This is a genomic window from Streptomyces sp. NPDC006624 (genome assembly GCF_040611555.1).
Classification (GTDB): Bacteria; Actinomycetota; Actinomycetes; order Streptomycetales; family Streptomycetaceae; genus Streptomyces.
Genome location: NZ_JBEXOM010000011.1, coordinates 191,639 through 203,627, shown reverse-complemented (window position 1 = coordinate 203,627; position 11,989 = coordinate 191,639). Strand labels below are relative to the sequence as shown.

Genomic DNA, 11,989 nt, shown 5'->3' with positions numbered 1-11,989 from the left:
CGCTACCAGCGGGATTCCACCTGGTCCTTGATCCGCCGGTCGTAGAGGTCGCCGATGGCCGCGAGCGTCTCGTCCGGCAGCTGCGGCAGCCGGGCGGCGGCCGCGTTGGCCCGGGCCTGCTCGGGTGAGCGGGCGCCCGGGATCACGGTCGTCACGCCGGGCTGCTCGATGATCCAGCGCAGGGCCAGCTGGGCCGGGGTGTATCCCTCGGGGGCGAGCGCCGCGAACTCGGCGGCGGCCTCGACACCGGTGGCGTAGTCGACGCCGGAGAAGGTCTCGCCCACGTCGAAGGCCTCGCCGTGCCGGTTGTAGGCGCGGTGGTCGTTCTCCGGGAAGACGGTGTCCCGCGTGTACTTGCCCGACAGCAGGCCGGAAGCCAGCGGGACGCGGGCGATGATGCCGACGCCGGCCTCCCGGGCGGCCGGGAGCACCTCGCGCAGGGGCTTCATGCGGAACGGGTTGAGGATGATCTGCACGCTGGCCACGTGGGGCCGGGCGATCGCGGTCAGTGCCTCCGCGCAGGTCTCGACGCTGACGCCGTACGCGGCGACGCGCTCCTCCTCGACCAGGGTGTCGAGCGCGTCGAACACCTCGTCCGTGGAGTAGACGGGCGTCGGCGGGCAGTGCAGCTGCACCAGGTCGATCCGGTCCACGCCGAGGTTGCGGCGGGAGCGGTCGTTCCAGGCGCGGAAGTTGTCGAGGACGTAGTTCTGCGGGATCTGGTCGACCCGGCGGCCCATCTTGGTGGCGACCATGACGTGCAGGTCGGGCCGCCCGCCGAGGAACGCGGCGATGGTCTGCTCGCTGCGGCCGTCGCCGTACACGTCGGCGGTGTCGAAGAAGGTCACGCCGGACTCGGCGGCCGCCTCCAGCACCGCGCGGGCTTCCTTGTCGTCGACGTCTCCCCAGTCGGCACCCAGCTGCCACGTACCGAGACCGACGACGGAGGCGTGCTGACCCGACCTGTCGAATGTGCGCTCGTCCATGGGCGTCAGTCTGTCATCCGTCACGGCCCCGCGCGGAACGAGTCCCTCCGGGGCCCGCACCCTCGCCGAATTCACCCACACGAGTGAGAAGAGGCGGCAGGTCCGCGTCAGGTGCCGACCGCGCCCTAGCGTGACCGCACGTGACAACCGGTTCAGTGAGCAACTTTCCCTTGGAGCCCTCCCCCTGGACGCGCTCGGAGCCCTCCCCATGGACGCGCCGGGGCTTCCTCCTCACCGCCGCCCTGGCCGCCGTGCCGGGCCTGCCCGCGGATCCGGCGGCCGCCGCCGCGGAGCTGCCGGACTTCCCCGCGGACGTTGCGCTGTACCGCTCGGCGTACCGGAACTGGGTCGGCGAGATCACCGCCGACGGCCTGTGGGCCTGCGCGCCGGGCAGCCCGGCCGAGGTGGTCACCGTCGTCAACTGGGCGTGGCGGCACGGCTGGCGGGTGCGCGCCCGGGGCGCCTCGCACGGCTGGTCGCCGCTGACGGTCACGGAGGGCACCCGCTCCGGCGCGCCCGTCCTCCTCGTCGACACCGCCCCCCACCTCACCGGCCTCGCCCTGGAGTCGCCGCACGCGGTGCGCGCCGGGACCGGCGTGACCATGGAGGCCCTGCTCACCTTCCTGGAGGAGCACGGACTCGGCGTCACGGCGGCTCCCGCGCCCGGCGTGCTCACCCTCGGCGGGGTCCTGGCCGTCGACGGGCACGGCACCGGCGTTCCCGCGCTGGGCGAGCGTCGGCGCCCGGGGCACACCTACGGCTCGCTCAGCAACCTGGTGCTGTCGCTGACGGCGGTCGTCTGGGACGCGTCCGCCGGCGCGTACGTCCTGCGCACCGTCCACCGTGACGAGGCGGACGGCGCCGCGCTCCTCGCGCATCTCGGGCGGTCCCTGGTGACCGAGGTGGTGCTGCGGGTGGGGAGCGACACCGCCCTCCGGTGCGTCAGCCGCACGGACATCCCGGCCGCGGAGCTCTTCGCCGCGCCCGGCTCAGGCAAGACCCGCACCCTCGCGCACTTCCTCGACGAGGCCGGGCGGGTCGAGGCGATCTGGTTCGCCTTCACCGAGCGCCCCTGGCTGAAGGTGTGGAGCGTCTCCCCCACCCGGCCGCCGGCCTCGCGGGAGGTGTCGCGGCCGTACAACTACCCGTTCTCCGACAACGTCCCGGCGCCGGTCGCGGAGCTGGCCGGCCGGATGGCCTCGGAGGCGGCCTGGTACCTGGCGCCGGTGCTCGGGGCGGCGCAGTACGACGCGGCCGCGCTCGGACTGGTGGCGACGCTGTCGGCCGACCTGTGGGGGCCGTCCAAGAACACCCTGCTGTATCTGAAGCCCAGCACGCTGCGGGTGCACGCGAACGGGTACGCCGTGCTCACCTCCAGGGCGCAGGTGCAGCGGGTCGTGTCCGGGTTCGCGGCCTTCTACCGGGAGCGGCTCGCGGCGTACGCCGCCCGGGGCAGCTTCCCCGTGAACGGCTCGGTGGAGATCCGGGTGACCGGCCTGGACGAGCCGGGCGACGCCGAGTGGCCCGGGGCCCGTCCGCCGCTGCTGTCCGCGCTCCGGCCGCGCGCGGACCACCCCGAGTGGGACACGGCCGTGTGGCTGGACGTGCTGACGCTGCCGGGCACACCGGACGCGGAGGCGTTCCTGCGGGAGATCGAGCGGTTCCTGCTGGGCGCCTTCGACGGCGGGTTCGCCCTCACCCGCGTGGAGTGGTCCAAGGGATGGGCGTACACGGACGACGGCGTGTGGAGCGACCCGGAGGTGCTGGGCGCGGTGGTGCCGGACGCGGTCGGCCGGGCCGCGTGGGCCGAGGCGGACGCGGTGCTGGACCGGCTCGACCCGCACCGCGTGTACGGCAACGCCTTCCTGGACCGGCTGTTCGGCTGAGGCCGGGCGGGCTGACGGCACCCCGGGCGGCGGGGCGCCGCCCAGCGGTCAGTCGCGGGCCGCGAGGGAGCGCGCGTGCACGCCCCTGGCGACCTTGGGGCCCAGCCAGCGCTTGAACCGGCGCAGGCTCTCCAGCTGTCCGGCCGCCCGGTCGAGCCGGTAGTACAGCTGCGGCGGGACGTAGGGCAGCAGGGGTGAGTGGCGCTGGCCGAGCAGGGCGAACATGCGCTCCGGCGGCAGCTGGATGTAGCGCGGGAGGTTCTCGTACCACTGGGCGCTGTAGCGGGCCGCGCTCTGCACCGGCAGAAGGGCCGCCCTGCGCTCCCGCTCGTAGCGGGCCAGGGCCTGCGGGAGTTCCGGCTCCTCGTGGAGGGCGGCGGCCAGGGCGATGGCGTCCTCCAGGGCGAGAGTGGTGCCCGCGCCGATGGAGTAGTGCGTGGTGTGGGCGGCGTCGCCGAGCAGCACCAGATTGCCGTGGTGCCAGGTGTCGTTGGTGAGGGTGCGGAAGGTCTGCCAGGGGGTGCCGCCCGGGCGGCCCAGCAGGGGGTGGCCGTCCAGCACCCCGGCGAAGAGCTTCTCCAGCACGGCCCTTCCGTCGGCCTCGCTCGCGCGGTCGAGTCCGAGACCGGTCCAGGTCTCGGGGGCGCATTCGACGACGCAGGTGCTGCGGTCGGGGCCGTAGCCGTAGCCGTAGCACCAGATCCAGCCGTGGGCGGTCTCCACGAAGGCGAAGGTGAAGGCGTCGAAGACCTGGGTGGTGCCGAGCCAGACGTAGTGGTTGCGGCCGGGGGTGAGGCGGGTCCCGAAGTGCGCGGCGTGCCGGGTGCGCAGGGCGCTGCGGACGCCGTCGGCGGCGACGACCAGGTCGGCGCCGGAGGGCAGGTCGGCGGCCGTGATCTCGCGCTCGTACTCCAGGCGCACCCCGAGGTCGCGGGCCCGGCCGGCGAGGATCTCCAGCAGGCGGTGGCGGCCGATGCCGTGTCCTTCGTCGCCGCTGTGCCGGGTCGTCAGGTCCCCCACGTGGGCGACGCCGTCGCGCCACCGGACCGAGCCGGCGTCGAGGGCGCGCGCCGACTCCGGGTCCTGCTCGTGGAGCCGGTCGAGCAGTTCGCGCCAGTACGTCACGCCCCAGCCGTAGGTCGATCCCTCCGGGTCGCGTTCGTAGACGGTGATGTCGTGGGACGGGTCCTGCCGCTTGAGCAGGATCGAGAGATACAGACCGGCGGGCCCGCCACCGACACAGGCGACCTTCACGCGCACCCCTGAGGATTACCGAGAGCTGTCGATTGCGGACGCAGAGTAGCAGGGTGGGGGCGTCATCGGGCGGAGCGCCGTTTCGCGTCACTTTCCGGGCGTGACGCGCGCCACGGGCGGTGACGGGTGCGGGGAGAAACATCCGCCCCGGGAGTCCTCGCGGGCGGAATTTCCCCGTCCAGGTCGGTCGGCAGGGCCGCGACAGCAAGATCATCTTCGTTCAACCTTGCATGACATAAGGGGAATTGCCCGGATCACGGCCAACCGGCTCGCGCGGTTTTCTCCCGGATCCTGACGGGCCGGTAGGCATGGGGTGCCATCAGCCGAACGAACCCCCAGGAGATCCGTATGCCGGAGCTCAGCCGTCGCCGTGCGCTCACCGCCGCGGCCGCCCTCGCCGGTGCGGCCGGCGCCCTGCCGGCCGCCACGCCCGCCGCGGCGGCCGCCGGACACCACCACGACTCCCCCGGCGCCTTCGACGAGGTCTACCAGGGCCGCCGGATACAGGGCCGGCCGGCCGCGTCCGGTCACCACCACCACGGCGCGGGCTACGCCGTGTTCGTCGACGGGGTGGAGCTGCACGTGATGCGCAACGCCGACGGGACCTGGATCAGCGTCGTCAGCCACTACGCCCCGGTGCCCACCCCGCGGGCCGCCGCGCGCGCCGCGGTGGACGAGCTGCAGGGCGCGCCGCTGCTGCCCTTCCCCGCCAACTGACCCGTCCCGACCGGCCCGTACCGCACCGCACCTGGAGCACCCGCACATGGCAGTCCGCAAGAACCAGTCCACCCTGACCGCCGACGAGAAGCGGCGCTTCGTCGCCGCGCTGATCGAACTCAAGCGCAGCGGCCGCTACGACGAGTTCGTCACGACGCACAACGCCTTCATCGTCGCCGACACCGACGACGGCGAGCGGACGGGACACCGCTCGCCGTCCTTCCTGCCCTGGCACCGCAGATTCCTGCTGGAGTTCGAGCGGGCCCTGCAGTCGGTCGACGCGTCGGTGACACTGCCGTACTGGGACTGGACCGCCGACCGCTCCCCGCGCTCCTCGCTGTGGGCACCCGACTTCCTCGGGGGCACCGGGCGCGAGCGGGACGGCCGGGTGTCGGAGGGGCCGTTCGCCGCCTCCACGGGCGACTGGCCGATCAACGTCCGGGTCGACGGCCGGACGTTCCTGCGCCGCTCGCTCGGCACCGCCGTGCGGGAGCTGCCGACCCGGGCGCAGGTGGAGTCCGTGCTCGCCATGCCGGTCTACGACACGGCGCCCTGGAACAGCGCCTCGGACGGGTTCCGCAACCACCTGGAGGGGTGGCGGGGCGTCAATCTGCACAACCGCGTCCATGTGTGGGTCGGCGGGCAGATGGCCACCGGCGTCTCGCCGAACGACCCGGTGTTCTGGCTGCACCACGCCTACATCGACAAGCTGTGGGCCGAGTGGCAGCGCCGCCACCCGGACGCGGGCTATCTGCCGGCCGCGGGCACGCCGGACGTGATCGACCTGCGCGAGACGATGCGGCCGTGGCACGACACGAGCCCGGCGGACCTGCTGGACCACACGCCGCACTACACCTTCGACAGCTGATCAGACCGCCGCGCCGGCGCGGCACTCCGGGTGGCCCCAGCCGCTGTCGTTCTTGGCGATGGACTCGCCGGCCGCGTACGGGCGGCCGCACTGGCAGCGGCCGGGGAACTTGGCCTTGATGGTGCGCGAGGAGCCCTTCGCGGTCTTCGCGGCGCGGGCCGGGGAGGTGCGTGTGCGGGGCCGCGGGGTCTTCGCCGGGGTGTCCGGGGCGGGCGGCGGCTCGGGGGAACCGAGGCCGCTGCCCGCCGGTTCCTGGACCGTGGCGGCCTGGCTGGCGGCGCGGTCGGCGAAGTCGTTGAGCCGGTCGCCGTCGACCTGGTGGGCGGGCACGTAGCGGAACTCCACCGAGCGGCCGTCGAGGAGTTCGTCGATGCGCACGACGAGCTCCTGGTTGGCGACCGGCTTGCCGGCGGCCGTCTTCCAGCCGTTGCGCTTCCAGCCGGGCAGCCAGGTGGTGACGGCCTTCATCGCGTACTGCGAGTCCATCCGGATCTCCAGCGGCACGGCCGGGTCGGTGGCCGCCAGCAGGCGCTCCAGCGCGGTGAGCTCGGCGACGTTGTTGGTGGCCCTGCCCAGCGGACCGGCCTCCCAACGCACCGGGCTCTCGGCGGCGTCGGCGATCACCCAGGCCCACGCCGCCGGGCCCGGGTTTCCCTTCGAAGCCCCGTCGCACGCGGCCACCACTCGTTCACGCATGGGCTCGATCATGCCATGGGCGGGCCGGCCGTCCGGCCCGGAGGGCCGCCCCGGCGTCCGGTGCTATCCCACGTCGGTCAGCTTCGGCATCTCGCCCTCGGTCTTCGTGGTGTCGATGACCGAGAAGTGCGCGCCCTGCGGGTCGCTGAGCGCGGCGAACCGGCCGAACGCCATGGTCATCGGACCGAACCGCAGCACACCGCCGAGCTTGGTGGCCCGGGCCACGGCCTCGTCGCAGTCCTCGACGGCGAAGTAGACGTTGATGTAGGGCGGCACCTCGGGCGGGAAGTCCTCCGTCATCCTCATCCGGCCCAGCACGCTGCGGTCGCCCAGGTCGTAGACCCGGAAGTCCATCTGGTCGTCCTCCATGTCCCGCTGCCGGTAGGAGAAGACGGCCGGGAAGAACGCGTCGGACTTCGCGGGCTCGCGGGTGTAGATCTCCGCCCACACGTAGGCGCCCGGCTCACCGATCACCTCGAAGCCCTCGTGGCTGCCGGCCTGCCAGACGCCGAAGACGACACCGCCCGGGTCGCGGGCCAGGCACATGCTGCCGAAGTCCGCGACCTGCATCGGCTCCATCAGGACCTGCCCGCCGTGCTCGCGGATCCGGTCCGCGGTGGCGGAGGCGTCCCGGGCCGCCAGGTACAGGCACCACTGGGGCCGCTCCTCCTCGCCGCCCTGGCCGGGCATGGGCGGGACGACGGCGGCGACCGCCTTGCCGTCGGCGTAGGCCTGGGTGTAGTTGCCGTACTCCGGCGACGACTCGCCGAACGTCCAGCCTAGGACGTCCCCGTAGAAGCTCTTGGCGCCTTCGAGGTCGCCGAACATCGCGTCGGCCCAGCAGGGGGTTCCTTCAGGTTGCACGGCCATGGCTGCGCCCTCTCCGGATGGGTGACGGGTCCCTTTCCTCACGCTAGTCACCCGTCGGCCGCCTCGCGCGCCGAACGTCCGGCGGACGCCTTCCCCCCGGGGCCGGGCTGTGTTTGCCTGGGTGCCGTTTCGGTGGCGGGGGCGGGAGTTGCCGTATGCGCAAGCCGTGGTGCGTGGGGGTGGTGCTGGGCGCGCTGCTGCTCGGCGGGTGCGCGGATCCGGCGTCCGCGCCCCAGGAGCCGGCGCCGGCCGCGCCGCGCGCGTCGGCGACCACCCACCAGCGCGCCCCTGCCTCACCCGCCCCGCCCGCCGGGAAGCCTGGGGAGCCGGGAGAGCCGGAGAAGCCGGAGAAGCCGGAGAAGCCGCCCAGGGTGCTGTACCTCGGCGACTCCCTGGCCATGGAGAACCAGGAGGTCCTCGGCCGGGAGTTGCGGGAGCAGCTCGGCGCGGAGTACACCGGCGCCCCGTACTCCGGAACCACGCTGTGCGACTACCTGGAGGGCACGTCCGAGCGCTCGCTGGTGCCGGCCGCCGACAAGGCCGCCGCGCTGGTGCGGAGACTGCGGCCCGACGTCGTGGTGCTGCAGTTCTGGGGCAACTCCTGGGGCTACACGCCGTGCATGGACGGCATCACCCACGACGGGTCCCCGGCCCGGTACTTCACCCGCTACGCCGCCGACGCCCGCAGGCTCACCGAGCAGATCACCGCCGCCCGGGGCCCGAGGCGCCCGAGGATCGTCTGGGTGTCCCAGGGCCCCGACCCGATCACCCCCGACCGGATCCGGCGCGTCAACGCCCTCTACGCGCGGCAGGCCGCCGCCTCCGGGGACCTCGTCGCCGACGCCGGGAAGGCGGTGAGCCCGGCCGGCGACCGGTACGCCTGGACGCGGTACCTGCCGTGCACCGCCTACGAGCGCGCCCACCCCGGCTACTGCACCGAGCCGTCCCGCGACCGCACGGCCCTGCACCGCGACGACGACCACCTGCACTTCTGCCTGGCACCCACCACGTCCCGCCCGAAGCCCTGCCCGGTGCGCTCCCCCGGCATCCTGCGGATGGCCCGGGCCGTCACCAAAACCGTTCGACAGTGGGCGCGTTGACGGCTCGAATGGGTGCCATGTGCCCGGTACGCATGCATCAGGACGAGGTGGACCTCGACGTGCCGCTCGTCGCCCGGCTGGTCGCGGACCAGTTCCCGCGGTGGGCGGGGCTGCCCCTGCGGCGCCTGGAGTCCTCCGGCACCGAGAACGCCATGTTCCGCCTCGGCGCGGACAAGGTCGTACGGCTGCCCCGGCACCCCCGCGCGGTCGAGGCCGTCACACACGAACTGCGCTGGCTGCCCCGGCTCGGCCCGGACCTGCCTGCCGCCTCGCCCGTCCCCCTCGGCCGCGGCCGGCCCGGCGAGGGCTTCCCGTGGCCCTGGTCGGTGTACGGCTGGCTGGAGGGCCGCAACCCGGTGCCCGGCGCGCTGGAAGCGCCCGGACCGCTCGCCGCGGACCTGGGGGCGTACGTCACCGCCCTGCGCCGGATCGACGCGTCGGACGGGCCCCCGGGCTACCGGGGCGGGCCGCTGGCGCGGCGGGACGACTCGGTGCGGGAGGCGCTCGCGCTGCTGGAGGGTCGGGTGGACACCGCGGCCCTGACCCGCCTGTGGGAGGAGGCGCTGCGGGTCCCGGAGCACTCCGGGCCGCCCGTATGGGCCCACGGCGATCTGATGGCGGGGAACCTGCTCGTCTCGGGCGGGCGGCTGCGCGCGGTGATCGACTTCGGCACGGTGGGGGTGGGCGATCCCGCCGTCGACCTGATCAGCGCGTGGTGCCTGCTCCCGGCCGGGGCCCGCGGCGCCTTCCGCGAGGCCGTGGGCGCGGATGACGCCGAGTGGGCGCGGGGCCGGGGCTGGGCCCTGTCGATCGCCGTCGTCGCGCTGCCGTACTACTGGGAGACCAACCCGCCGGTCGCGGAGAACTCCCGGCACGTGATCAGGGAGGTCCTGGCGGAGGCGGCGTAGGGGCGGGGCCGGGGCGGACCCGCCCCTGCGGGGCGGCGGTGTCACTCCCCGGCGTAGGCCTTCTCCAGGGCGGCGATGTCGAACTTGCTCATCGCCATGAACGCCTCGGCCACCCGGGCCGCCTTCGCCGGATCAGGGTCGGTGATCATCGCGTCCAGCCGGTCCGGGACGACCTGCCAGGACACGCCGTACCGGTCCTTGAGCCAGCCGCAGGGGCCGGGCTCGCCGCCGTTCTCGATGAGCTTGGCCCAGTAGTAGTCGATCTCCTCCTGGTTCTCGCAGAAGATCATGAAGGAGACCGCCTCGTTGAAGGTGAACTGCGGTCCGCCGTTGAGCCCGAGGAAGCGGTGACCGTTGGCCGTGAACTCGACGGTCATCACGTTTCCGGCCTGCTGGCGGGCGCCCTCGGGGTAGCGCGCGATCTTGCCGATGCTGGAGTTCTTGAAGACCGAGACGTAGAAGTGGGCCGCCTCCTCGGCCTGGCCGTCGAACCAGAGACACGTGGTGAAGCCGTCGGACGCCATGGGTTCCTCCTGCGGAGCGGGTCGTTGTCATCTGTGTCGACCCCCGTACGCGCCGAAACTCATCGGTCCGCGCCGGACGGATGGTCCGGACGGCCCGCACACCCGGGCGCACCGGCGGCCGGACCCGACGCCGTCGCCCACGGACAGCGTCCGTCCGGCGGGACGGCGGCGGCACGGCCGGCCGGCGAAGTGCGGCTGTTCCACGGCCGGTTGCGGCGCCCCGGCCGGGCGCGGTGCTCTGCCGGCAGCGGATCTGCCCAGGGCAGAGAAAGCGCCTGCGGGCGTCGTGCGAGGTCAACAGTGGAGTCGACGGCACCGCCCGCGGCAGTTCCGCGGACGGTGCGCCACGACGAGGAGAGACGAGAGAACCGATGACTCCACGCACGGCACTCGCCCCCCGGGCGGAGGAGGGCGACACCCCTCCGACCCGCTTCGACGACCACCTGGCCGCCCAGTTGCTCGCGCAGCGCATCGTGCTGCTGGGCACCCAGGTCGACGAGGTCTCCGCGAACCGGGTCTGCGCGCAGTTGCTGATCCTGTCCGCGGAGGACCCGCGCACCGACATCAGCCTGTACATCAACAGCCCCGGCGGCGCGGTGCACGCGGGCCTCGCCATCTACGACACGATGCGGCTCGTGCCCAACGACGTGTCGACCCTGGCCATGGGCTTCGCGGCCAGCATGGGCCAGTTCCTGCTCAGCGTCGGCGCGCCCGGCAAGCGCTACGCCCTGCCGAACGCGCGGATCATGATGCACCAGCCGTCCGCCGGCATCGGCGGGACCACCGCGGACATCGAGATCCAGGCGGAGAACCTGGAGTTCACCAAGCGGACCATCGAGCGGATCACCGCCGAGCACACCGGGCAGAGTCCGCAGACCATCTCCCGGGACGGCGACCGGGACCGCTGGTTCACGGCCGAGGAGGCCAGGCAGTACGGCATGGTGGACCGGGTCGTGGAGTCCCTCGCGGACGTCCGCCCGGCGGCGACGCGACGCAGGATGGGGCTGCAGTGATGGGGAGCTACACGATTCCGAACGTGATCGAGCGGACCCCGCAGGGCGAGCGCTCCTTCGACGTCTTCAGCCGGCTGCTGAACGAGCGGATCATCTTCCTCGGCACCGAGATCGACGACGGCGTCGCCAACGTCGTCATCGCGCAGCTGCTCCATCTGGAGTCCTCGGCCCCGGACAGCGAGATCTCGGTCTACATCAACTCCCCCGGCGGCTCGTTCACCTCGCTGATGGCGATCTACGACACGATGTCGTACGTGAAGGCGCCGATCTCGACGTGCTGCGTCGGGCAGGCGGCCTCCACCGCGGCCGTGCTGCTGGCCGGCGGGGACCCCGGGCGGCGGTTCGTGCTGGAGCACGCGCGCGTGCTGCTCGGCCAGCCGGCGAGCGGTGGGCAGCGCGGGATGGTGTCCGACCTGACCCTGCAGGCCAAGGAGATGGTGCGGATCCGCTCCCAGGTCGAGGAGGTGCTGGCGCGGCACACCCACCACGACGTGGCGACCCTGCGCGCGGACATGGACCGCGACAAGGTGTTCACCGCGCGGGAGGCGGTGACCTACGGGCTGGCCGACGAGGTGCTCAGCCGGCGCCTCGAGACGGTCTGAGGCACCGGCCGGCAGGCGTGCCTCAGGCGGCCAGGCACAGTCCGTCGTGGGAGGACGTGGCCGGGGACGCGACGCCGCGGCGGGCGCTGCCCGGGTACCGCGAGGTGGCGCGGGTCAGCTCGCCGTGGGCCCGGGACAGCAGGTCGCCCAGGCTCAGCCCGAGGGCGTGGGCGGCGGCCGCGAGGACCTCCGAGGAGGCCTCCTTGCGGCCCCGCTCCACCTCCGAGAGGTACGGCATGGAGATCCGCGCCTCGTCGGCGACGTCCTTCAGTGTGCGCTCCTGGGCGAGGCGCTCGCGGCGCAGGACGTCACCCACCAGGTCGCGCCAGAGGGGCTCCTTCGCCGCGGGCGCCGGAGGTCCCTGGCGGGGCGGGGCGGCGCCGGGGCGCGCGCCGTGCGGACGCAGGGTGAGGATGCGGGCTTCGTTCGGCACGTGATCGGTCACTTCTCCAGCCTAGGAATCGCGCCCGCCGGGGGAAGGCTCCGGCGTTCCGCCCTGGGTGGAATCACCGGAACGCAAGACTCCGGCAGCCGGGCCGGCGGAGGGACCCGCCTTGCCCCTGGT

General features: G+C 73.5%; 13 protein-coding genes. 7 read left to right on the top strand and 6 right to left on the bottom strand.

The window, feature by feature from the left end; translation table 11 throughout:
- Positions 1 to 2: 2 nt before the first annotated feature.
- Positions 3 to 986 (bottom strand): aldo/keto reductase, encoded by a 984-nt coding sequence (locus tag ABZY20_RS21955; protein ID WP_356443192.1) that lies wholly within the window; start codon positions 984 to 986, stop codon positions 3 to 5.
- Between the two features lie 155 nt (positions 987 to 1,141).
- Here ABZY20_RS21955 and ABZY20_RS21950 point away from each other — a divergent pair, with 155 nt between their 5' ends.
- Positions 1,142 to 2,872, top strand: a complete 1,731-nt coding sequence (locus ABZY20_RS21950; RefSeq protein WP_356443191.1) for a cholesterol oxidase substrate-binding domain-containing protein — start codon at positions 1,142 to 1,144, stop codon at positions 2,870 to 2,872.
- A 48-nt stretch (positions 2,873 to 2,920) separates the two neighbouring features.
- Here the strand turns inward: ABZY20_RS21950 and ABZY20_RS21945 are convergent, their stop codons facing one another.
- Complete coding sequence (locus ABZY20_RS21945; RefSeq protein ID WP_356443190.1) at positions 2,921 to 4,132, bottom strand: FAD-dependent monooxygenase; 1,212 nt, start codon at positions 4,130 to 4,132, stop codon at positions 2,921 to 2,923.
- 342 nt (positions 4,133 to 4,474) lie between these two features.
- Here ABZY20_RS21945 and ABZY20_RS21940 point away from each other — a divergent pair, with 342 nt between their 5' ends.
- The gene (locus ABZY20_RS21940) at positions 4,475 to 4,843 is read left to right on the top strand and encodes a tyrosinase cofactor (RefSeq protein WP_356443189.1); all 369 of its coding nucleotides are present in this window, start codon (positions 4,475 to 4,477) and stop codon (positions 4,841 to 4,843) included.
- Between the two features lie 46 nt (positions 4,844 to 4,889).
- Positions 4,890 to 5,711 carry a tyrosinase family protein gene (locus ABZY20_RS21935; protein WP_356443188.1) on the top strand — a complete coding sequence of 274 codons (822 nt, stop codon included), beginning with the start codon at positions 4,890 to 4,892 and terminating at the stop codon, positions 5,709 to 5,711.
- On the opposite strand, the gene ABZY20_RS21930 is transcribed toward ABZY20_RS21935, so the two are convergent.
- On the bottom strand, positions 5,712 to 6,419 hold the full coding sequence (locus ABZY20_RS21930; RefSeq protein ID WP_356443187.1) for a ribonuclease H: 708 nt from the start codon (positions 6,417 to 6,419) through the stop codon (positions 5,712 to 5,714).
- A 51-nt stretch (positions 6,420 to 6,470) separates the two neighbouring features.
- On the bottom strand, positions 6,471 to 7,277 hold the full coding sequence (locus ABZY20_RS21925; RefSeq protein ID WP_356443186.1) for a VOC family protein: 807 nt from the start codon (positions 7,275 to 7,277) through the stop codon (positions 6,471 to 6,473).
- Between the two features lie 155 nt (positions 7,278 to 7,432).
- Between ABZY20_RS21925 and ABZY20_RS21920 the strand changes: the two genes are divergently transcribed.
- Together ABZY20_RS21920 and ABZY20_RS21915 are read left to right on the top strand one after the other, a co-directional pair.
- A complete protein-coding gene (locus ABZY20_RS21920) occupies positions 7,433 to 8,377 on the top strand; it encodes an SGNH/GDSL hydrolase family protein (RefSeq protein WP_356443185.1) in 945 nt (314 codons plus the stop codon).
- A gap of 32 nt (positions 8,378 to 8,409) precedes the next feature.
- Entirely contained in the window at positions 8,410 to 9,285 is an 876-nt protein-coding gene (locus ABZY20_RS21915) for an aminoglycoside phosphotransferase family protein (RefSeq protein ID WP_356443184.1), read from the top strand.
- Between the two features lie 41 nt (positions 9,286 to 9,326).
- Here ABZY20_RS21915 and ABZY20_RS21910 read toward each other — a convergent pair whose 3' ends face one another.
- Positions 9,327 to 9,809 carry a VOC family protein gene (locus tag ABZY20_RS21910; protein WP_356443183.1) on the bottom strand — a complete coding sequence of 161 codons (483 nt, stop codon included), beginning with the start codon at positions 9,807 to 9,809 and terminating at the stop codon, positions 9,327 to 9,329.
- A gap of 371 nt (positions 9,810 to 10,180) precedes the next feature.
- On the opposite strand from ABZY20_RS21910, the gene ABZY20_RS21905 reads away from it, so the two are divergent.
- Positions 10,181 to 10,822: an ATP-dependent Clp protease proteolytic subunit gene (locus ABZY20_RS21905; protein ID WP_356443182.1), complete on the top strand. Its 642-nt coding sequence runs from the start codon at positions 10,181 to 10,183 to the stop codon at positions 10,820 to 10,822.
- Positions 10,822 to 11,424, top strand: coding sequence for an ATP-dependent Clp protease proteolytic subunit (locus ABZY20_RS21900; protein WP_356443181.1), 603 nt, complete (start codon positions 10,822 to 10,824; stop codon positions 11,422 to 11,424). The genes ABZY20_RS21905 and ABZY20_RS21900 overlap by 1 nt, the downstream gene beginning before the upstream one ends.
- 22 nt (positions 11,425 to 11,446) lie before the next feature.
- Here the strand turns inward: ABZY20_RS21900 and ABZY20_RS21895 are convergent, their stop codons facing one another.
- Positions 11,447 to 11,869, bottom strand: a complete 423-nt coding sequence (locus ABZY20_RS21895; protein WP_356443180.1) for a helix-turn-helix transcriptional regulator — start codon at positions 11,867 to 11,869, stop codon at positions 11,447 to 11,449.
- Between the last annotated feature and the right edge of the window lie 120 nt (positions 11,870 to 11,989).